General features: G+C 64.8%; 19 protein-coding genes. 12 read left to right on the forward strand and 7 right to left on the reverse strand.

Annotated elements, in window-relative coordinates:
- Positions 1-451: efflux RND transporter permease subunit (locus Q8K05_RS18255; RefSeq protein WP_305248076.1), on the forward strand; the 451-nt coding region annotated here is incomplete at its 5' end.
- A gap of 198 nt (positions 452-649) precedes the next feature.
- On the opposite strand, the gene Q8K05_RS18260 is transcribed toward Q8K05_RS18255, so the two are convergent.
- The 4 genes from Q8K05_RS18260 to rpe form a co-directional block, all read right to left on the reverse strand.
- Positions 650-3,181, reverse strand: a complete 2,532-nt coding sequence (locus Q8K05_RS18260) for a PAS domain S-box protein (protein WP_305248078.1) — start codon at positions 3,179-3,181, stop codon at positions 650-652.
- A gap of 139 nt (positions 3,182-3,320) precedes the next feature.
- Entirely contained in the window at positions 3,321-3,998 is a 678-nt protein-coding gene (locus Q8K05_RS18265; protein WP_305248126.1) for an adenylate/guanylate cyclase domain-containing protein, read from the reverse strand.
- Positions 3,893-4,576, reverse strand: coding sequence for an adenylate/guanylate cyclase domain-containing protein (locus Q8K05_RS18270; RefSeq protein WP_305248080.1), 684 nt, complete (start codon positions 4,574-4,576; stop codon positions 3,893-3,895). Before Q8K05_RS18270 ends, Q8K05_RS18265 begins: the two co-directional genes overlap by 106 nt.
- A 41-nt stretch (positions 4,577-4,617) precedes the next feature.
- Positions 4,618-5,313 (reverse strand): ribulose-phosphate 3-epimerase, encoded by a 696-nt coding sequence (gene rpe / locus Q8K05_RS18275; RefSeq protein ID WP_305248081.1) that lies wholly within the window; start codon positions 5,311-5,313, stop codon positions 4,618-4,620.
- A 111-nt stretch (positions 5,314-5,424) separates the two neighbouring features.
- Here rpe and apaG point away from each other — a divergent pair, with 111 nt between their 5' ends.
- The 9 genes from apaG to Q8K05_RS18320 all read left to right on the forward strand — a co-directional run bounded on the left by apaG (position 5,425) and on the right by Q8K05_RS18320 (position 14,498).
- The gene (gene apaG / locus Q8K05_RS18280; protein ID WP_305248082.1) at positions 5,425-5,820 is read left to right on the forward strand and encodes a Co2+/Mg2+ efflux protein ApaG; all 396 of its coding nucleotides are present in this window, start codon (positions 5,425-5,427) and stop codon (positions 5,818-5,820) included.
- Positions 5,817-7,784 (forward strand): site-specific recombinase, encoded by a 1,968-nt coding sequence (locus tag Q8K05_RS18285; protein WP_305248083.1) that lies wholly within the window; start codon positions 5,817-5,819, stop codon positions 7,782-7,784. The genes apaG and Q8K05_RS18285 overlap by 4 nt, the downstream gene beginning before the upstream one ends.
- Positions 7,785-8,022: 238 nt before the next feature.
- The gene (locus Q8K05_RS18290) at positions 8,023-9,282 is read left to right on the forward strand and encodes a cation:proton antiporter (RefSeq protein WP_305248085.1); all 1,260 of its coding nucleotides are present in this window, start codon (positions 8,023-8,025) and stop codon (positions 9,280-9,282) included.
- On the forward strand, positions 9,272-10,411 hold the full coding sequence (locus Q8K05_RS18295) for a YbdK family carboxylate-amine ligase (protein ID WP_305248086.1): 1,140 nt from the start codon (positions 9,272-9,274) through the stop codon (positions 10,409-10,411). The genes Q8K05_RS18290 and Q8K05_RS18295 overlap by 11 nt, the downstream gene beginning before the upstream one ends.
- A gap of 14 nt (positions 10,412-10,425) precedes the next feature.
- Positions 10,426-11,412 (forward strand): thiamine-phosphate kinase, encoded by a 987-nt coding sequence (gene thiL / locus Q8K05_RS18300; protein ID WP_305248088.1) that lies wholly within the window; start codon positions 10,426-10,428, stop codon positions 11,410-11,412.
- Between the two features lie 8 nt (positions 11,413-11,420).
- Positions 11,421-11,957 carry a phosphatidylglycerophosphatase A gene (locus Q8K05_RS18305; protein WP_305248090.1) on the forward strand — a complete coding sequence of 179 codons (537 nt, stop codon included), beginning with the start codon at positions 11,421-11,423 and terminating at the stop codon, positions 11,955-11,957.
- Positions 11,958-11,965: 8 nt separating this feature from the next.
- Positions 11,966-12,460, forward strand: coding sequence for a CinA family protein (locus Q8K05_RS18310; protein WP_305248092.1), 495 nt, complete (start codon positions 11,966-11,968; stop codon positions 12,458-12,460).
- A gap of 340 nt (positions 12,461-12,800) precedes the next feature.
- On the forward strand, positions 12,801-13,679 hold the full coding sequence (locus Q8K05_RS18315) for an MBL fold metallo-hydrolase (RefSeq protein ID WP_305248128.1): 879 nt from the start codon (positions 12,801-12,803) through the stop codon (positions 13,677-13,679).
- Positions 13,680-13,691: 12 nt separating this feature from the next.
- Complete coding sequence (locus Q8K05_RS18320; protein ID WP_305248094.1) at positions 13,692-14,498, forward strand: sulfite exporter TauE/SafE family protein; 807 nt, start codon at positions 13,692-13,694, stop codon at positions 14,496-14,498.
- A 9-nt stretch (positions 14,499-14,507) separates the two neighbouring features.
- Here the strand turns inward: Q8K05_RS18320 and Q8K05_RS18325 are convergent, their stop codons facing one another.
- Both Q8K05_RS18325 and Q8K05_RS18330 read right to left on the reverse strand, forming a co-directional pair.
- On the reverse strand, positions 14,508-15,878 hold the full coding sequence (locus Q8K05_RS18325; RefSeq protein WP_305248096.1) for a DUF3422 family protein: 1,371 nt from the start codon (positions 15,876-15,878) through the stop codon (positions 14,508-14,510).
- Between the two features lie 60 nt (positions 15,879-15,938).
- Complete coding sequence (locus tag Q8K05_RS18330) at positions 15,939-16,193, reverse strand: hypothetical protein (RefSeq protein WP_305248097.1); 255 nt, start codon at positions 16,191-16,193, stop codon at positions 15,939-15,941.
- 224 nt (positions 16,194-16,417) lie between these two features.
- On the opposite strand from Q8K05_RS18330, the gene Q8K05_RS18335 reads away from it, so the two are divergent.
- Both Q8K05_RS18335 and Q8K05_RS18340 read left to right on the forward strand, forming a co-directional pair.
- Positions 16,418-16,885, forward strand: a complete 468-nt coding sequence (locus tag Q8K05_RS18335) for a rhodanese-like domain-containing protein (RefSeq protein WP_305248100.1) — start codon at positions 16,418-16,420, stop codon at positions 16,883-16,885.
- Positions 16,885-17,226, forward strand: coding sequence for a DUF3817 domain-containing protein (locus tag Q8K05_RS18340; protein ID WP_305248102.1), 342 nt, complete (start codon positions 16,885-16,887; stop codon positions 17,224-17,226). Before Q8K05_RS18335 ends, Q8K05_RS18340 begins: the two co-directional genes overlap by 1 nt.
- A 19-nt stretch (positions 17,227-17,245) precedes the next feature.
- On the opposite strand, the gene Q8K05_RS18345 is transcribed toward Q8K05_RS18340, so the two are convergent.
- A complete protein-coding gene (locus Q8K05_RS18345; RefSeq protein ID WP_305248104.1) occupies positions 17,246-18,265 on the reverse strand; it encodes a C4-dicarboxylate ABC transporter in 1,020 nt (339 codons plus the stop codon).
- Positions 18,266-18,271: the final 6 nt, after the last annotated feature.

The raw sequence follows: 18,271 nt of genomic DNA on the forward strand, positions 1-18,271 counted from the left end.
GTCGGTGCCGTTTGCGCTGGTGGGCGGCGTCTGGCTGATGTGGATTCTGGGCTATAACATGTCGGTCGCGGTGGCGGTCGGCTTCATTGCGCTGGCCGGCGTCGCGGCATCAACCGGGGTGGTCATGCTGATCTACCTCGATCACGCCTGGGAAGAAGTCAAAGCGAAGTGCCGCGCCTCTGGCACCACGCCGAACGCCGCCGACCTGTACGCGGCGGTGATGGAAGGCGCGGTCGAGCGCGTGCGGCCGAAGATGATGACGGTGGTCGCGATCATGGCCGGCCTGCTGCCCATTTTGTGGGGCACCGGTACCGGCTCCGAGGTGATGAACCGCATCGCCGCGCCGATGGTCGGCGGCATGATTTCGTCGACGGTACTCACGCTGGCGGTGATTCCGGCGCTGTATGCGTTGGTCAAGCAGTGGCGGCTTCGAAAAGGGCTGGAAGGCTGAAGGCATCTGCGTCTGGGTCTGGGTCTGGGCCTGAAGCATCTCTACCAGGGCAAGCTTATCGGCGGACTTGAGCCCGCCCTGTCGCCTGGCATTGCGCAACGAATTCATGCAAGGTCGCCGGCATCCGCTACAAGTCGGATAAGCGGCCATTCGACCTCCCGGCCCTCACATTAGCGGCCAAGGCCGTTCCAACAGCGATCAAGCAACGTCCTCCTTGCTGGCGCGCCTGCTTGCAATGGCCCGGCGCAGGCACGCCAGCAAACGCTGCTCATCGAGCGGTTTTTCAAGCCAGCCAAAAATATCGAGCGCCTGATGGCCGCCGCGTGCCTGCACTTCCCCGGCGGTGACCGACAACACCAAAACGGGGAGGTCACAGGTGCGTTTTTCCAGGCGCAGCTCCCGAATCAATTCCAGACCATTGTCGTAGGACAGATTGACATCGACGGTCATCGCCGCATAGGACTCCCTCCTGAGGTAATCGCGTGCCTGCGCCGCAGTGTGGGCCATGTCCGCGTCAAAACCACCGTGGTCCAGCATCATGCCGATCAGCTGTGCGACGTCCGGTTCGTCTTCACACACCAGAATGCGGGGCCGGGCTACCGCGTACAGACCCATGGGCGCGCTCACCGGCGGCGCCTCCCGCCATTCAGGCAGCTCGAAAAAGAAGGTCGTTCCGACGTTGATTTCCGTCGTGAAGCCGATGCTTCCGCCCATACTTTCAAGAATGGCTCTCGAAATATTCAGGCCCAGTCCGGTCCCGCCGCTTTGACGTGTGTCCGACGAGTCGGCCTGGGAAAACTTCTGGAAAATGCGCTTGCGAAATTCTTCAGTGATACCCGGGCCCTTGTCGCTGATCTCGACGCGCACACGCCCCGAATCGCGACGCACCACCACCCGCACCTGGCCTTCCCGCGGGGAGAATTTAATGGCATTGGACAGCAGATTGGTCACCACCTGGATCAGGCGGTCGCTGTCAACATTAACCCGAAGGGTTTCGGCCGGGGCATTGAGAACCTGCTTTACGCTGTGCTGCGCTGCAAAGCCTTCATTGGCGACCAGGGCCTGCTCCATCAGGGGCGCCAACTCAACCGGTTGCATTTCAAAACGCATCTTGCCGGACTCGATTTTTTCGCTGTCAAGAATGTTGTTAATCAGGCGGATCAGCCGCTCACAGTTGTTTTTGGCGATGCCTATCAGGCCTTTGGCCTTTTCCGGCAACTCGCCGGTGACGCCGCCCCACACCAGCCCCAGCGAGCCGCGTATGGAGGTCAGGGGCGTGCGCAATTCGTGGCTGACCGTCGAGACAAACTCGGTTTTCATGCGGTCAATGCGCTTGAGCTCGGTGACGTCGTTGCCCAGCGCGAAGAACCCGATCACCTTGTCCCGCTCGTCGCCTTCGCCGTGGCGCGGAAAGTAGTTCATCGTGTATTCACGCCGCGCACCGCTGGCAGTCACCTGCTCGCGCTCATAACGCACCGGACAACCCGCAAGCGCTTCCAGCACGTGACGCCGTACCTGCGCGTAAAACGCCGGGCCCATGACTTCCAGCATGGTTTTGCCGTGGATTTGTTCCCGCGCCAGGCCAAACGCTTCTTCATACGCTTTGTTGTGAAACTGGAAGCGCTGGTTTTTGTCGACGTAGGCAATCAGCGCCGGAACGGCATCGGTGAGCTGGCGCAGTTGCGCTTCGCTGTCGCGCAGGGCCTGACTGATCCGCCTGCTCTCTGTGATATCGCGAATGATGGCCGTAAAAAGCCGCCGTCCGCCCACATCGACATCCCCGAAGGACACATCGACCGGGAACTCGGTGCCGTCGCGGCGCATCCCCCGGACCTGGGTGTCGGACTCCCTGAAGCCGCGGGGGCGGCCGGCCAGGGCGCCGTAGAACGCGGTGAACCCCATCTGGTAGCGCGTCGGCAACAGCGTGACCACCTGCCGGCCCACCAGGTCTTCCCGCCCGTAGCCAAAGAGGTGGCGCGCGGCGCTGTTGGCGTTGACAATGACGCCGTCCTGGGTCGCAGTCACCACCCCCTCGGCCATGCTCTCGGTGATGGCGCGGCCCATGACTTCGCTGTCGGAGAGTTTTTCCTCACTGCGGCGGTATTTTCCCTCCACCCGAATGATCATCAGGATCGCCCACGCCAATACGCCGAGCGACAGCAAACCGTCCAGCAGGATCAGCCGCTTGACCGTCTGGGCGGTCTGCCGGGTTTCTTCTTTCGAGCGTTCAAGCGCCACGGCTTCGGCGCTTTTGATCCGATTGACCAGACCGTCAATTTCTTCGTGAAGCTGGCGGTTCAGGTCACGGCCGATCATGGCCATGACGGCCTCCAGCCCCGTTTGCTGCCGGACTGCGATGACCTGATCCAGCAGCTCCATCCGTCGGGCGATCAGGATTTCCAGCGTGTGCCAGTCCTGATGCCCGTCGGCGAACGCGTGCGCCGCATGCACGCGCAGCATCGCCTGCTGTATCCGTTCTCGTGCTTGCCGATAGGCTGCCAGGTCTTTTTCGGTATAGGTAAGCAAATAACGCCGCTGCAAGGACTCTGAGGTTTTGAGCCAGGAAACAACGCCCTCCAGAAGAATGACCGTTTCCTGCGTTTGCGTTTCCTGCTGCGCATCGCGAATCAGCGCATTGATGGTGACATACGACGCGGCGATACCCAGGACAATCAGGATCAGCCCCACGCCGAGGGCAAAGTTGATGCTTGCGCGAAAGGGTAGCTTCATGTTGAGGGTCCTCGTCTTGTAGCGGGGGCTTTTCACAGGCCGGAAATGCTGCCGGATTCTTTGTCGCCTACCGAAAATGTACCCGGCGGCGCCGAATGCCAAGCAGGGGCATCGTGCAGCGACTGCCGGACCCAAACAGTCATGGGGCAATCGCCACGGGCGGCAAACCGGCATCCAGCGCGGCAATCAGCGCCCTCAGGGAGGCATCCAGTCGCCCCAGCAGCCCGTCCGGCACCTCGCGCGGCGGTCCTTCTTGGACCGCCTGCTCAAGCGCCTCGGCATCCGGCGGAACCCGCGTTGCGCCGATTTGCACGGATATCCCGCGCAAGGAGTGGCTCAGCAGTTCTGCCGTTTTCAGGTCGCCCCCATCGAGGGCCTGGCGGATTCGCGCGGGCGCGTCTTTGCGCCCTTCGAGGTAGCGGCGAAGCATGGCGAGGTACAGCGTCTTCATGCCCATCGCGCGGGTGAGCCCCAGCGCGGTGTCGAGCCCCGCAATGGCTTCAGGCAAGGCGGCGTCTGCCCGCTGCGCGTCGATTTCCACATGCATGCCGGGCCGGTCGCGCTGGGTGACTCCGCAAGCGCCGGTCCAGGCAACATTGCCAGGATGGACGGCATACACCGTCATGGGTTCGGAAAATCCCTTGACCAGCACCGGGTCGCGTGCGTCGGCCTGAATGGCGCCTTGCACCAGGTCATAGGTTTCGCTGGAAATCAGGATCTCGCCAGGCTCGGCGGCCTGCTCCAGCCGGGCCGCCAGATTGACTTCACGCCCGATGATCGTGTATTCCATGCGGAGATTGCTGCCGAAATTGCCCACATCACAAAATCCCGAATTGATGCCGATGCGTATCTCGAAGGCCTTGTTGATCCCCATGTCGCGCCAGCCATCTGGAGTTCATCCATGCGCTTTTGCATCGCCACCGCCATCCTGACGCACTGCACGGCGTCCTGGCGAACCCCCAGCGTATGGGGATCGCCAAAAAAAATGACGATGGCATCGCCAATGAATTTGTCGAGTGTTGCGCCGTAGTCGGCAGCAATCTGCGACATCTCCGCGAAATAGCTGTTCAACAAAAGCGTCACTTCTTCAGGCTGCCATTGCGCCGTCGATTCGGTGAAGTTCTTGATATCGGAAAAGAACACCGTCAATTTTTTGCGCTGCGTCTGGATGGCCGCCTGGCGCGAGATAACGCGACAGCGCCCGAGCCGGTCCAGGACCTCGTAGCCGTCCATGTCGGGCATCATGACGTCCAGCAAAATGATGTCGGGCCGCTTGTCCGAGCCCGCCATCTGCAAGCCGGCCTCGCCGGACGCGGCGGCCATGACCTCATAACGTTCCGTCAGCAAGGCCTTGAGGAAGAAGCGGGTATCGTCGGCGTCTTCAACCACCAGCACGCGAGGCCGCCCGAATCTGCGGCCACTGACTGCCCGCTACATCACATCGCGAGCTCCGCCCGCATTGCGGCAATCACCGCAGCGTAGTCCGGCTTGCCAAAAATTGCGCTGCCGGCCACAAAGGTGTCGGCGCCCGCGTCGGCCACGCGGCGGATGTTGTCGGTCTTGATGCCGCCGTCTACTTCGAGGCGAATGTCCTTGCCCGACGCGTCGATGCGTTTGCGCGCCTGCTCGATTTTGCGCAGCGCCGAATCAATGAAGCTCTGGCCGCCGAAGCCGGGGTTGACGCTCATGATCAAAATCAGGTCGATGTCGTCAATCACCCAGTCCAGCACGTCCAGCGAGGCTGCCGGGTTGAACACCAGCCCGGCCTTGCAGCCCTTGGCCTTGATGGCCTGCACGCTGCGGTGCACATGGCCGGACGCGTCGGGATGAAAGCTGATCAGGTCGGCACCGGCATCGGCAAACGCGGCAGCCAGCGCGTCGACGGGCTGCACCATCAGGTGCACATCAATCGGCACGGCCGTGCCGTCGGCCTTTTTGGCATGCGGCTTCAGGGCCTGGCAAACCATGGGCCCAAAGGTCAGGTTGGGCACGTAATGGTTGTCCATCACGTCAAAGTGGATCCAGTCGGCGCCCGCCGCAATGACGGCTTTGAGCTCGTCACCCAGACGGGCGAAGTCGGCGGACAACAGGGACGGGGCAATCCGGAAGGCGGGCGGCGTGGTATTAGGCATGCGCAGGATTGTCGCAGCAAGCCGCGCCGGGGGTCATGCCCCGGCGCCCGCGCGGCCATGACGGGGCGGTTAACATGGAAGCCAAATATTGTTTCTGCCCCTGCTGCTGCCATGTCCAAATACCAACTCTCCTGCGAAGTCACTCCCCAATACCAGGCGGACCAGTCCGCGCCGCAAGAGGCGGTTTATGGGTTTTCCTATACCGTCACGATCACCAACACCGGCGAGGTGCCGGCCCAGCTGATCTCGCGCCACTGGATCATCAGCGACGCCAACGGCCACACCGAAGAGGTCAAGGGCCTGGGGGTGGTGGGCCACCAGCCGCTGCTCAAGCCGGGTGAATCCTTCCAGTACACCAGCGGCTCCCGGCTGCGCACCGCCAGCGGCACCATGCACGGCAGTTTTTTTTGTGTCGCCGAAGACGGTGCGCGCTTTGAAGTCGCGATCCCGATGTTTGTTCTGGAGGCCGACCTGGGCGGCAGCGCCTCCAGTCGCGTGCTGCATTGAGCCGACCGACAAAGGACCTGCCGGCCCTGCTTGAGGCGCTGGACCCTGAAGCCGGACTGGCCCAGCGCCATGTCTGGCTGATCCAGTTGTTTGCGTGGATTCGCGGCGACCAGACCTCCCCGGAGGCGGCGGTAGTGCGGGTTCAGGCCTTCATGGATGCGGTCCAGGCGCAGCCCGCGCTGCAGCTCCGCCTGCAGGCCTGGTGGCAGCAACTGCTGCAGACCGTGGACATCACGACCTTGCTGGCTGATTTTGGATTTGCGCCGCGCACGGCGTTTGTCAGCGAACTGGCCGAACGGCTGCGCCGCAAGCTGCTGCCCAGCACGCCTGAAACCGTCGATGCGTCGGAGTTGCTGCCGCTGGTGGCGCCGACGCGTTTCGATGCGCAGTGGATGGCCGCGCTGGACGAGCCGAAAATCAGCCAGCTGGCGCGCCTGCTGTCGGCCCAGCCCGAGGCCGACACGCTGCACTGGCACGACAGCCTGATGGACGCCCTGACCTACTGCACCGCGCAAATTCGCGCCACCGGTTTTGCGCCTGAGCTGCGGTTGCGCATGGACCAGCGCCTGCCGGGTGCACGGGCATTTCATGCGCTGCCCTCAGACATTGACGAATTGCGCCAGGCCTTTTCCAGGGCTGACCGCGACGAGGCGCAACTTGAAGCGGCCATCGCGCAGTACCGGGAACGGCTGGACGCGTGCCGCCAGACCCTCAACAGCATCTATGCGCACCTGGAGGAAAACGGCATTTCGGTGGGCATGGTGTTTCGTTTGCGCCAGCTTCGCGAGCGCATGATGCGCGTGCGTGAGCTGCTGGACAGCCTGACCTCGCCCCATCCCGCCATGGCGGCGGTCAAGCTGCTGGCGCGGCGCGTCGTGACCGGCGAGGAAAGCAAAAGCATAGGCGCCCTGATCAGCGCCAACTCCACCCTGCTGTCGGCCAAGATGGCTGAGCGCAGCGCCGAAACCGGCGAAACCTACATCACCCGCAACCGCAGCGACTACAAGGAAATGCTGGGCAAGGCCATGGGCGGCGGCGCGGTCACGGCCTTTACCCTTTGGTTCAAGTTCCTGGTGATGGCGGTCGGTCTGACCGCGTTCTGGGGCGGTTTCTGGATCGGCGTGGTCTATGCCGTCTTTTTCACCCTGATTCAACTGCTTCATTTCACGCTGGCGACCAAGCAACCCGCGATGACCGCGCCCGCCATGGCCGCCAAGCTCAAGGACATCGACTCGGCTGAAGCCGTCACGTCCTTTGTGGACGAGGTGACCCACCTGGTGCGCTCACAGGTGGCGGCGGTGTTTGGCAACGTGTTCATGGTGGTGCCAGCCGTGCTGCTGGTCAATGCGCTGATTTATATGCTGCGAGGCCACCCCATGATCAGCCCCCAGGAGGCGAGGCATGTTCTGGAAACGCTGACGCTGCTGGGCCCTACGCTGCTGTGGGCCGGTTTGACGGGCGGGATTCTCTTTATGGCCAGCATCATTGCGGGCTGGGCAGAAAACTGGTTTGTGCTGCACCGCCTTGATTCGGCGCTGCGGCACAACCCGCACTTTACCGGGGTACTGGGCGCCGAACGCGCCGCGCGCTGGTCGACCTTCATGCGCAAGAACATTTCGGGTTTTGCCTCGAATATTTCATTTGGTTTCATGCTCGGACTGATCCCGGCGTTTACCGGTTTCTTCGGCCTGGAGCTTGAAGCGCGCCACGTCACGCTGTCGGCGGGGCAACTGGCGGCAGCGGGCGCGACGCTGGGGCTTGACGCCTTCCGGCAGCCAGCGCTCTGGTGGTGCATGGCCGCCATTCCGCTGACGGCCGCGCTCAATGTGGGCGTGAGTTTTTACCTGGCGTTTCGCATGGCCTTGCAGGCCCATAGCGTCAGTGGCCCGGATCGCGCCCGCATTCGTTCGGCCATCTGGGCACGCTGGCGCAGCCACCCGCGCAGCTTTTTCATGCCTGAATAGAAAACTGGATAGAAAACGCCCGCGCCGCAGGCCTTTTTGGGTCCCGCCAGGCAGCCTCCGTTTTCTGCCGGGGCGCCAACTTGATGCAGGTAAACTCGGCCAAAACCGTTTTTTAGCTGACATCCACCGGTATTCACCGCCGGTCTTGGTGCCCCAGAGGCTGACCAAGCAAACGCGCACCACGCCTCACCCGCAGGCATGGCGGCAGAAATCCTGACTAGAGTGGAGATAAACCCGTATGAATGAAATCCTGGCCATCTGGGCTGAATGGATCAAGCCATCGGCCGGATTGCCGACCGTGCAGTGGTCGATTTTGCTGGCGCTGGCCGCCGCGGCAGGTCATCTGGTGAACCGTTACAGCGGCCTGCCCAAGGTCATAGGTTATTCCGTGGTCGGCGCCTTCGCGGGTCTGGCCGGATTCACCGGCGCCATCTGGCCGCTGCAAGGCATCGGACTGTTTCTGCTCGAACTCGGCGTGGCGGTCGTGCTGTTCGAGGCGGGCGGGCGCATTCCCTTGCGCTGGTTTCGCCACAACCCCATGGTGCTGGTGCAAAGCCTGGTGGAATCCACGCTGACCTTCATTCTGGTGTACTGGGCGCTGGGACTGATGGGCGTGCAGGGCCTGGTGGCCGAGTCGCTGGCGCTGCTGGCCATGGCGGCGTCGCCAGCCGTGCTGTCGCGCGTGGCGATTGACACGCGGGCCGCCGGCCCCGTGACGGAGCGCGCCATGGTGCTGTCCACCCTCAGCAGCCTGTATGCCCTCACGCTGTGCAGCGCCCGCGCCGGCATGATGCCCCAGGGCGAGGCCGGGCTGGCCAGCACGTTGTTCCCGGTGCTGGTGGTGCTGGGCATGTCGGTGGTGGTGGCGGCGGTACTGGCGCTGACGCTACGCACCGCCCTGCGCGTGATGAGCCCCACCAGCGAAAACACCGCCATTTTGCTGCTCGCGCTGATTGCCGCCGGCGCCGCACTGGCCGCCAACTTTGGCGGCTCGGCCGCGCTGGCCGCGCTGCTGGGCGGCATGCTGCTCAAGCAGCTCAACCCGCGCCCCTGGTCGTGGCCCCGGCAAATGGGCACGGCTTCGTCCATGCTGACCATGCTGATGTTCGTGCTGGTGTCCGTGGTCGCGGCGCAGGCCGACTGGAGCGCGCCCGTGGCCGGCGTGGTCGCGGTTCTGGTGCTGGCCCGCATGCTGGCCAAAATTGCCGGCGTTGCGATTGGCAATGTGGGCAGCGGATCGAGCTGGAAGCAGGCTTTGTGGGTCGGCTGCGCGATGTCGCCCATGTCCTCGGTGGCGCTGCTGCTGGTGTCCCAATATGTGGCCGCTTCCGGACCGATTGGGCGTCAGATCGCGGGCGTGGCCCTGCCCGCCATTTTGCTGATGGAAGTGCTGGGGGCCATTTTGGCCACCGTGGCCATCTACCGCGCCGGCGAAAGTTCAAAACCCTGGGCGCCGCTGACGCGCGGCCCCGCCACAGGACCTGTCCATGAGTCTTGAGACCTTCCAGAAATCAGCGGCCCTTTCACTGGGCGTGGAGCTTGAGCTGCAGCTCGTGAATACCCACAACTACGACCTCGCCCCCTATGCCGAGGACATGCTGCGCCTGATGGCCAAAACGCCGCTGCCTGGCGCCGTGGTGCCCGAAATGACGTCGAGCATGATCGAGATTTCGACCGGCGTGTGCCAGTCGTCCTCCGAAGTGCTGGGCCAGCTGAGCCAGATCCGCGATGCGCTGGTCAAATGCGCCGACAAGCTCAACATCGCCGTGGTCGGCGGCGGCACCCACCCCTTCCAGCAATGGCACGAGCGCCGCATTTACGACAAGCCGCGTTTTCGCGAGCTGTCGGAGCTCTACGGCTACCTGTCCAAGCAGTTCACCATTTTTGGCCAGCATGTGCATGTCGGCTGCCCCGACGCCGACACCGCGCTGCTGACGCTGCACCGCATGTCGCGCTACATTCCGCACTTCATTGCGCTTTCGGCGTCCAGCCCGTATGTGCAGGGCCAGGACACGGCGTTTGACTCGGCCAGGCTCAATTCGGTGTTTGCCTTTCCGCTGTCGGGCCGCGCGCCGTTTGCGCTGACCTGGGACGAGTTCACGGTGTACTTCAACAAGATGGCGCACACCGGCGTGGTCAAAAGCATGAAGGATTTCTACTGGGACATCCGGCCCAAGCCGGAGTTTGGCACCATCGAAATCCGCGTGTTCGACACGCCGCTGACCATCGAGCGCGCCGCCGCGCTGTCCGGTTATGTGCAGTCGCTGGCGTCCTGGTTCATGAACGACCAACCCTTCATGCCGACCGAAGACGACTACCTGGTCTACACCTACAACCGCTTTCAGGCCTGCCGCTTCGGCCTCGATGCGGTCTATGTCGACCCGGCCACCGGCAGCCACATGCCGCTGCGCGAGCACATCCTGATGACCATGAGCCAGATCGACCGCCACGCGATCAGCGTGGGCGCCAGCGCCTCCCTCAACCTGCTGCGCAGCAGCGTGGACCGCAACGACAACGATGCCCGCTGGCTGCGCGAAAAGCAGGGCGAAGAACGCCTGCTGGCCGAAGTCATCCGGCAGGCGGCCGAACGTTTTCGCGGCGGCGTGACCCACGCCCAGCAGCGCTGAGCCCCGCAGCCGCCATGGGTGAATTTGACCTGATCGCCCGCTATTTCACGCGCCCCACAGCCCGGGCCGTACTGGGCGTGGGCGACGACTGCGCGCTGCTGCAGCCGGCACCCGGCACGCAGATGGCCATCTCCTGCGACATGCTGGTTGAAGGCCGGCACTTTTTTGCGGACGTGGACCCCTTTACGCTCGGCCACAAGTCGCTGGCCGTCAACCTCAGCGACCTGGCCGCCTGCGGTGCCACGCCGCTGGCCTTCACGCTGGCGCTGGCCTTGCCGCGCGCCGACGACGCCTGGCTGGCGCCTTTCTCGCGCGGCTTGCTGGCGCTGGCCGACGCCCACGGCTGCGAGCTCGTCGGCGGCGACACCACGCAGGGCCCGCTCAACATCTGCATCACCGTGTTCGGCGAAGTGCCCGTGGTCAACGGCCAAAGCCAGGCCCTGCTGCGCTCGGGCGCGCGCGCCGGTGACGACGTGTATGTGAGCGGCACGCTGGGCGACGCCCGGCTGGCGCTGGAGGCCTTGCGCGGCACGCAGGCCCTGCCCGCCGCCGTGCTGGCGCAGGCCCGGCAAAGGCTTGAGCAACCCACGCCGCGCGTCGCACTGGGCCAGGCGCTGCGCGGCGTGGCCAGCGCGGCGATTGATGTGAGCGACGGTTTGCTCGGCGACCTGCAACACATCCTGAAGGCCTCCACTGTGGGCGCCACCATAGACACCTCGATTGCTATTGATTTAATAGCATGCTACGACCAACCTGATTGGGCTACAGGCCTTATTTCATTAAAAAACCAGCTGGAATACGTGCTGGCCGGCGGCGACGACTACGAACTCGCCTTCACCGCCCCCGCGTCGGCCCGTGAGGCCGTGCAGGCCGCCGCGCGCCAGGCCCGCACCCCCGTCACGCGCATTGGCCGCATAGAGTCCGAAGCCGGTTTGCGGCTGATCGATGGCCAAGGCAACACGCTAACCCGCAACTTCGCTTCGTTTGACCATTTCGCCTAAACACCACCATGACCGAACCCCTTTTGTCGCCCATGAGCCCGCCAGCGGGCGCGCGACGGCCCACCGCCAGCTTCATGCTGGCCCACCCGGCGCATTTCATGGCCATGGGCTTTGGCTCGGGCCTCAGCCCGGTGGCGCCCGGCACCGCCGGCACGCTGTGGGCCTGGCTGTCGTTTCTGGTGCTGCAGCGCTGGCTGTCACCGGCCGGCATGGGCTGGCTGATCGCGGCGTCGGCGCTCTTGGGCTGGTGGGCATGCACCGTCACGGCCAGGAACATGCGCGTCGCCGACCCCGGCAGCATCGTCTTGGACGAGGTGGTGGGCTTCTGGCTGGTGCTGTGGCTGGTGATGCCGGCCGGTTTGCCGGGGCAGCTGGTGGCGTTTGGGCTGTTCCGCTTTTTTGATGCCGTCAAACCCGGCCCCGTGGCCTGGGCCGACAAGACCTTCAAGGGTTTTGGCTGGCGCGGCGGCTTCGGGATCTTGTTTGACGACCTGGTGGCGGCCGCCTGCACCTTGCTGGCGATCGCCTTATGGCGCTTTTTGTGACTTCCGACATGCTGTCAAAACAAGAGCTGCCAACACCCGTACTTGTTGCGCAAACAGCCGATTTACTTCAAAAAAAGCAGTGGATGATGGCGGCAGCAGAAAGCTGCACCGGCGGCCTGATTTCGGCGGCCTGCACCGACCTGGCGGGCTCCAGCGCCTGGTTTGAGCGCGGCTTTGTGGCCTACTCGAACGACGCCAAAACGGAACTGCTGGGCGTAGACGCCGCGCTGATCGCCCGCCACGGCGCCGTCAGCGAAGAAGTGGCTCGGGCCATGGTGCAGGGCGCCCTGGCCCACGCCCGCGCCCAGGTCGCGGTGGCCGTCACCGGCGTGGCCGGCCCCAGCGGCGGCAGCGCCGCCAAACCCGTGGGCACGGTCTGGTTTGGCTGGGCCACGCCCGCTGGCGTCGTCAGCGAGATGCGCTGCTTTGCCGGCGACCGGGCTGCGGTACGCGCAGCCACCGTCAGCCATGCCCTGCAGCGGCTGGTGGCCTTGCTGACCTAGGCCAGCGGCCATCGCTGCGCAAACGCAGCCTGTGGATCTCGCGCCATTTCCTGCACCATCACCTCCGGCGGGAAACGGACTCCTGGCCGGGAGGAATGGGATTTGTCGTGGGCATGCCTGTCTCCTTTTTATACCTGCAGGGGTATAGTGCAAGTGAACACTTTCATTGGACACCGGCCGCGTGCTTTGGCCTTGATGCATATCAAACGACGCCTCGGGGTTTTCGAGCCCATGACGGGGTCCAGTCTGTACCGCAAAATGAATTTTCTACATGAAACCGCACCACACGCTGGACAGCCCGCTGTGCCCTGATTTTTACGTCAACGACGAAAGCCTTCCCATGTCCCAACGACTAGCGATAGAACATTTCTTTGACGAAGACACGTCCACCTTCAGCTACCTCGTGCTGGACCGCAGCACGATGCAGTGCGCGCTGGTCGACAGCGTGCTCAACTACGACCCCAAATCGGGCCGCACCAGCACCCAGTCTGCCGACCAGCTGGTCGCGCGCGTCAAAGCCCTTGGCGCGCAGGTGCAGTGGCTGCTCGAGACCCATGTGCACGCCGACCACCTGTCCGCGGCGCCCTACCTGCAAAACCAGCTGGGCGGACAAATCGCCATTGGCAGCCACATCACCACGGTGCAGCAGGTGTTTGGCAAGCTGTTCAACGCGGGCACCGAGTTTGCCCGTGACGGCTCCCAGTTTCAGCGCCTGTTTGAAGATGGCGACCACTTCACCATTGGCAGCCTTGCAGCGCGCGCCCTGCACACGCCGGGCCACACGCCCGCGTGCATGACCTACGTGATTGAAGATGGCAGCGACACCGTGGCCTTTGTGGGCGACACCCTGTTCATGCCCGACTACGGCACCGCGCGCTGCGATTTCCCCGGTGGCGATGCCGCGGTGCTGTACCGCTCGATCCAGAAAGTGCTGGCCTTGCCGCCCGGGACCCGGCTGTACATGTGCCACGATTACCCGCCCGACGGACGCCCGGTGGCCCACATGAGCACGGTGGCCGAGCAGCGCACGGCCAACATCCATGTGCACGACGGCGTGGCCGAGGACGCGTTTGTGGCCATGCGCCGCGCGCGCGATGCCACGCTTTCGATGCCGGTGCTGATACTGCCCTCGGTGCAGGTCAACATGCGCGCCGGCAAGATGCCGCCGCCCGAAGACAACGGCGTGTGCTATCTCAAAATTCCGATTGATGTGCTGTAAGCGCGCCTGAGCATGGACCCCGCACTACTCACCGCCGGATTGGGCGTGCTCATCGGGCTGGTTTTGGCCTTCACGGGTGCGGGCGGCGGCGTGCTGGCCATACCGCTGCTGGTATTTGGCCTGCACCTGCCCGTGCAGCAAGCCGGGCCCGTGGGTCTGTTCGCGGTGGGCATAGCCGCCGCCGTGGGCGCGGTGGTGGGACTGCGCCAGGGCATCGTGCGCTACCGGGCGGCCACCTTGATCGGCATTGCCGGCATGCTGACGGCGCCGGTCGGCGTGGCGCTGGCGCAGTGGTTGCCCAGTCGGCCCTTGACTGCCGCTTTTGCGGCGGTGCTGGCCTATTCCGCGTGGCGCATGTGGCGCCAACCGGCCTTGCCCGCCACAGCCGCGCCTGCGGCCAATTGCCAGGTGGATGCCGCCGGGGGCCGCCTGCGCTGGACGCGACGCTGCGCCCAGGCGCTGGCGGGCACCGGCATGCTTTCTGGCGTGCTCAGCGGCCTGCTGGGCGTGGGCGGCGGTTTCGTGATTGTGCCGGCGCTCACGCGCCACACCAACCTGGACTTGCGCATGATTCAGGCCACCTCACTGGCCGTGATTGCCTGGGTGTCGGTGAGTGGCATCGCCGCCGCCACGCTGCAGGGATCGATGCGCTGGGACGTGGCGCTTCCCTTTGGCGCGGGGGCGATTGCGGCCATGCTGGCGGGTCAGCGCGTGGCGGGCAAGCTCCCGGCCGCGCGTCTGCGCCAGGGGTTTGCAGCGGTGAGCGCCTTCGTGGCCCTGCTGATGCTGGCCAAGGCGCTGGGCTGGAGTTTGATTTAACGCAGCGCGTCAATTCCCGGCGTGCAGCTTCTTGTGAATGCGCCGCGTGGTGCGCCAGACCGCCCACAGCACCAGCGGGATCAGCGCCCCGGCCGCGGTCTCGGGGTTGATCGGCACGCCCGCGCCCTTGAGCGCCTTGCCCCCATACAGCAACAGGCTGACCACGTAATACGAGATGGCGGCAATCGACAGCCCTTCCACGGTGGACTGCAGGCGCAACTGCAGCTCTTGCCCGCGCGTGAGCTTTTCCAGCAGTTGCTGGTTTTGCACCTCGGTGGCAATGTCCACCCGCGTGCGCAGCAAGGCGCTGGTGCGCGACACCCGCTCCGACAGCGACGCCAGCCGCTGCGCCGTGGCCGCCACCGTGGCCATGGCGGGCGACAGGCGGCGCTGCATGAATTCGCCCAGCGTTTGCGTGCCCGGAATGGCCTGCTCGCGCAGCTCCGTGATGCGCTGGCCCACCAGCGTGTCGTAGGCGCGCGTGGCCGAAAACCGGTACACATGCTCGGCCGTGGCGCGCTCCACGCGCGCCGCCATGGACACCAGCGTGTCCAGCAGGTCCTGGTCCGACGCTGATTTGTTTTCCAGTTGCGCCGTGATGTCTGCCAGCGCGCCATCGGCCTCGGTCAGCATCGGCCCCAGCTGCTTGGCCACGGGCAGGCCGCGCAGCGCCATGAGGCGATAGGTTTCGAGCTCCAGCAGGCGCTGCGAGATGCGCCCGGCGCGCGTCTGCGTGGTGTCCGGCGGCGCAATCACCAGCATGCGCTCAAAGCCGCTGGGGCGCAGCATGAAATCGGTGACGGCCCACGAGTGGCCTGCGTTGCCCATGACCGAGGCCACCACCGGGTGCTCGCCAAACCAGGCCCGGGCCTGCGCCAGCGTGGCGTCGACCGTCGTCAGGTCGCCATGCACCATGGCCAGCTTGATCGCGGCAATGGTGCGGCCCGGAATACCGCGCAGCCACTCGGGCGTCAGCACCAGGGAGGACATCAGTTCGGGGTCACAGGCGCCCAGCTGCGCATGCGCGGGCAAGGGCTGCACGATGGCGTAGCGGCTGAATTCGGTGTGGCGCTCCCACTTGACGGTGTAGCCCTCACCACGCAAGCGCAAAAAATTGCCGTGCAGGCTTTCAAGGGCCAGCGCCTGCTGACCCGGCAACAGGCGCAGGTGCGCGCACTCCTGCTCACGCGTGACACCGTCGTTGAACACGGCCACATACACCACCAGTGCCGGCAGGCGGATGCGCGCGGGGGGCCGGGCATGCACCTCGTTGTGCAGCATGGCGCGCTGCGCGTCGTCGTCGGGCAGCAAGCGCAGTGCCGGCGGGGCCGACGGGCTGGAGGGCAACAAAGCCGATGGATGAATAAGGGGTGGATTCATGGCGCTGATTGTGCGGGTTGTTGGTGCGTGGTGTGGTTGGTGCGTGGGGTTGGCCCGTGCTCAGGCGCCGTCACGTCCCGCTTGCGCTTGTCCCAGCCAGCGCGTGACATGTGCCAGGCCCTGGTGGCCGGGGCCTTCATCGAGCAGGATCTCACCTTCCCAGGCCAGCACCTCGGTCAGCACCACGGCATCGGCACTGGCGGGTACCGGCGTCCAGGCGGCCGGCAAGCGGTGCGCCTGCTGCACCAGAAAAGCGTTGGGCGCGGTGCCGTATTTGTAGCCCGCCACGGAAAAGTTTTGATCCCGGAAATTCATGGTTTGACGACTGTGGGTGTGTGGGGCTTGCTGAATGCGCCGGGTGCAGCGGCCATCGCGCATTCGTCCTTACCTCTATTGTGCTGTCAATTTTCGGGGCCTGGCCATCGGCCTCTTGCCTGTGGCTGGCGCCGAATCACGCCTCGGCGTTGGCAGGGTGGCGTTCTGGCTGCCCAATATATCCGCAATTGCTTATATGATCCAGCATCAACACTGGAGATATCATGAAAAAGACAACTTCACGCTGGGCCTTGAGCCTGGGTTTGAGCCTGCTGCTGTGCGCGCCTGCCTGGGCCGACAACAAGGCTGCGGCCATCGACGAGATGGCGGGCTATCTGGACTTTGTGGACTATGGCGGCGCCACCATTTTCCCCGAGCAAATCCCCAAGGACGAGTACCCCAAAATGATGCTCATTGACGCCCGTGATGCAGCGCAGTTCACCAAGGAACACATTCCCGGCGCAGTCAACATCGAGTGGCGCCAGGTGCTGGCCGCGCGCAACCAGATTCCCAAAAACAAGCCGGTGCTGATTTATTGCAACACCGGCTCGCTGTCGGCCCAGGCGGGCTTTGCACTGCGGGTGGCCGGATGGGACAACGTTCGCATTTTGCAGGGCGGTTTTGCCGAGTGGCAAGCCAAAGGGGGGCTGGATGCCAACGCCAGGGCGGCAGGCGCACCACCCAAACACTGATGGGAAAAATGCTGAACTTGCGTTTGCTGCGCTGGGCGTCCCTTGCCGAAGGGACGACGCTGATTCTTCTGGTGTGCCTGGCCGTGCCCTTGAAGCGCATGGCGGGCATGCCTGAATTTGTCACGCTGATGGGGCCGCTGCACGGCGCCGCATTTCTTGTTTACCTGGCCATGGTGATGCGTGCGGCCTCGGTCGGCCTGCTCACCGCCCTGGAGACGGTGCGGCTGGTGCTGGTGGCGTTCATCCCATTTGGCGTGTTTTTTGTGGTCGGGATTTTCAAGCGAAAAGCCGCATCGCTTGGGCTGGCCCGGTCCGGCGCGATTTTCCCCGCTCGTCCATAACCCCCTTATTGCGCAGGCCTTACCGCGTCGCCTGGTCGGGCGCCGCGCTGGCCGGCGTGATCATCGCGACCGGCTCGGGCGCCAGCAGCGTGCCTTCGCGCAGCCCCTTCACGGTGGCCAGCGACAGCGCGGCAATGACCAGCGTGGCCAGCGCCAGCACCAGCATGGCCAGCGGCTGAAACCAGCGGGCGGCATGGGGCGCCAGCTGCAGCGTCAGCGCGGCCAGTGCCGCCAGCGGAAACGACAGCGCCCAGAAGGTCACGCTAAACGGCTGCGAAATGGCACGCTTGAAGATGCTGGCCGACCAGGCCAGAAAAAACAGCGCAATGCCCCAGGCGGCCCAGGCCAGCAGCGGCGCGCCCAGTTGCAGCGCGGCCAGGCCGATCACGGCCGGCGGTGCCACCGCGATGAAGGTGCTGGGCAGCAGCCGCTCGGGCCACATGCCCGTTACGCCCACGCGCACGGCCAGCAGCGTGAGCAGCACCGGCCACAGCAGCACGCCCACGCCAAACTGAGCCGCCGACCACGCCGGAAAACCCAGCGCGACGCCGGCCAGCGGCGGCAACACATTGCCCACCACCGGAATCAGCATCAGCGGCGTCAGGCTGGGCCACACCAGGCCGCCTTCCTTGTTGCCTTTGAGCCAGCGCGACAGCGCCCAGACCGTCACGCCGAGCTGCCAGGCCGAGCCCAACACCCACAGCACTTTGGCGGGTGCACTGACCCCCGTCAACGCGGTGGCCACCGTGGCCAGCAACATCAGCGAAACCGGCAGCGCCGCCACCAGGGGATGACGCACCGGGTGCTTGAGGTCGTCGGCCAGCGCCTGCGGATAACGCTGCCAGCGCAGCAGCGACAGCCCGGCCAGCACCATGAACACCAGCGCCGCCAGCGCGCCAATCACCATCGCCCCTGCGCCCGCCGTGTCGCCCAAAATCGGCACCGCGCTGTGCCAGGCCAGCGACAGGCCCGACAGGCCCATGACAATGACAAACCAGCCGGGCTGGAGGAATTTGAGGGCAGTGGGATGGTGGCGCATAAAGTT

Origin of the sequence: Polaromonas sp., assembly GCF_030682935.1 — a bacterium.
Classification (GTDB): Bacteria; Pseudomonadota; Gammaproteobacteria; order Burkholderiales; family Burkholderiaceae_C; genus Polaromonas.

Bases quoted from the DNA above. Each gene is read 5' to 3' on its own strand.
- Q8K05_RS18260 (WP_305248078.1), bottom strand. From the start codon at position 3,181: ATGAAGCTACCCTTTCGCGCAAGCATCAACTTTGCCCTCGGCGTGGGG.
- rpe (WP_305248081.1), bottom strand. From the start codon at position 5,313: ATGCCTAATACCACGCCGCCCGCCTTCCGGATTGCCCCGTCCCTGTTG.
- apaG (WP_305248082.1), top strand. From the start codon at position 5,425: ATGTCCAAATACCAACTCTCCTGCGAAGTCACTCCCCAATACCAGGCG.
- Q8K05_RS18290 (WP_305248085.1), top strand. From the start codon at position 8,023: ATGAATGAAATCCTGGCCATCTGGGCTGAATGGATCAAGCCATCGGCC.
- Q8K05_RS18295 (WP_305248086.1), top strand. From the start codon at position 9,272: ATGAGTCTTGAGACCTTCCAGAAATCAGCGGCCCTTTCACTGGGCGTG.
- thiL (WP_305248088.1), top strand. From the start codon at position 10,426: ATGGGTGAATTTGACCTGATCGCCCGCTATTTCACGCGCCCCACAGCC.
- Q8K05_RS18305 (WP_305248090.1), top strand. From the start codon at position 11,421: ATGACCGAACCCCTTTTGTCGCCCATGAGCCCGCCAGCGGGCGCGCGA.
- Q8K05_RS18310 (WP_305248092.1), top strand. From the start codon at position 11,966: ATGCTGTCAAAACAAGAGCTGCCAACACCCGTACTTGTTGCGCAAACA.
- Q8K05_RS18315 (WP_305248128.1), top strand. From the start codon at position 12,801: ATGTCCCAACGACTAGCGATAGAACATTTCTTTGACGAAGACACGTCC.
- Q8K05_RS18320 (WP_305248094.1), top strand. From the start codon at position 13,692: ATGGACCCCGCACTACTCACCGCCGGATTGGGCGTGCTCATCGGGCTG.
- Q8K05_RS18325 (WP_305248096.1), bottom strand. From the start codon at position 15,878: ATGAATCCACCCCTTATTCATCCATCGGCTTTGTTGCCCTCCAGCCCG.
- Q8K05_RS18330 (WP_305248097.1), bottom strand. From the start codon at position 16,193: ATGAATTTCCGGGATCAAAACTTTTCCGTGGCGGGCTACAAATACGGC.
- Q8K05_RS18335 (WP_305248100.1), top strand. From the start codon at position 16,418: ATGAAAAAGACAACTTCACGCTGGGCCTTGAGCCTGGGTTTGAGCCTG.
- Q8K05_RS18340 (WP_305248102.1), top strand. From the start codon at position 16,885: ATGGGAAAAATGCTGAACTTGCGTTTGCTGCGCTGGGCGTCCCTTGCC.
- Q8K05_RS18345 (WP_305248104.1), bottom strand. From the start codon at position 18,265: ATGCGCCACCATCCCACTGCCCTCAAATTCCTCCAGCCCGGCTGGTTT.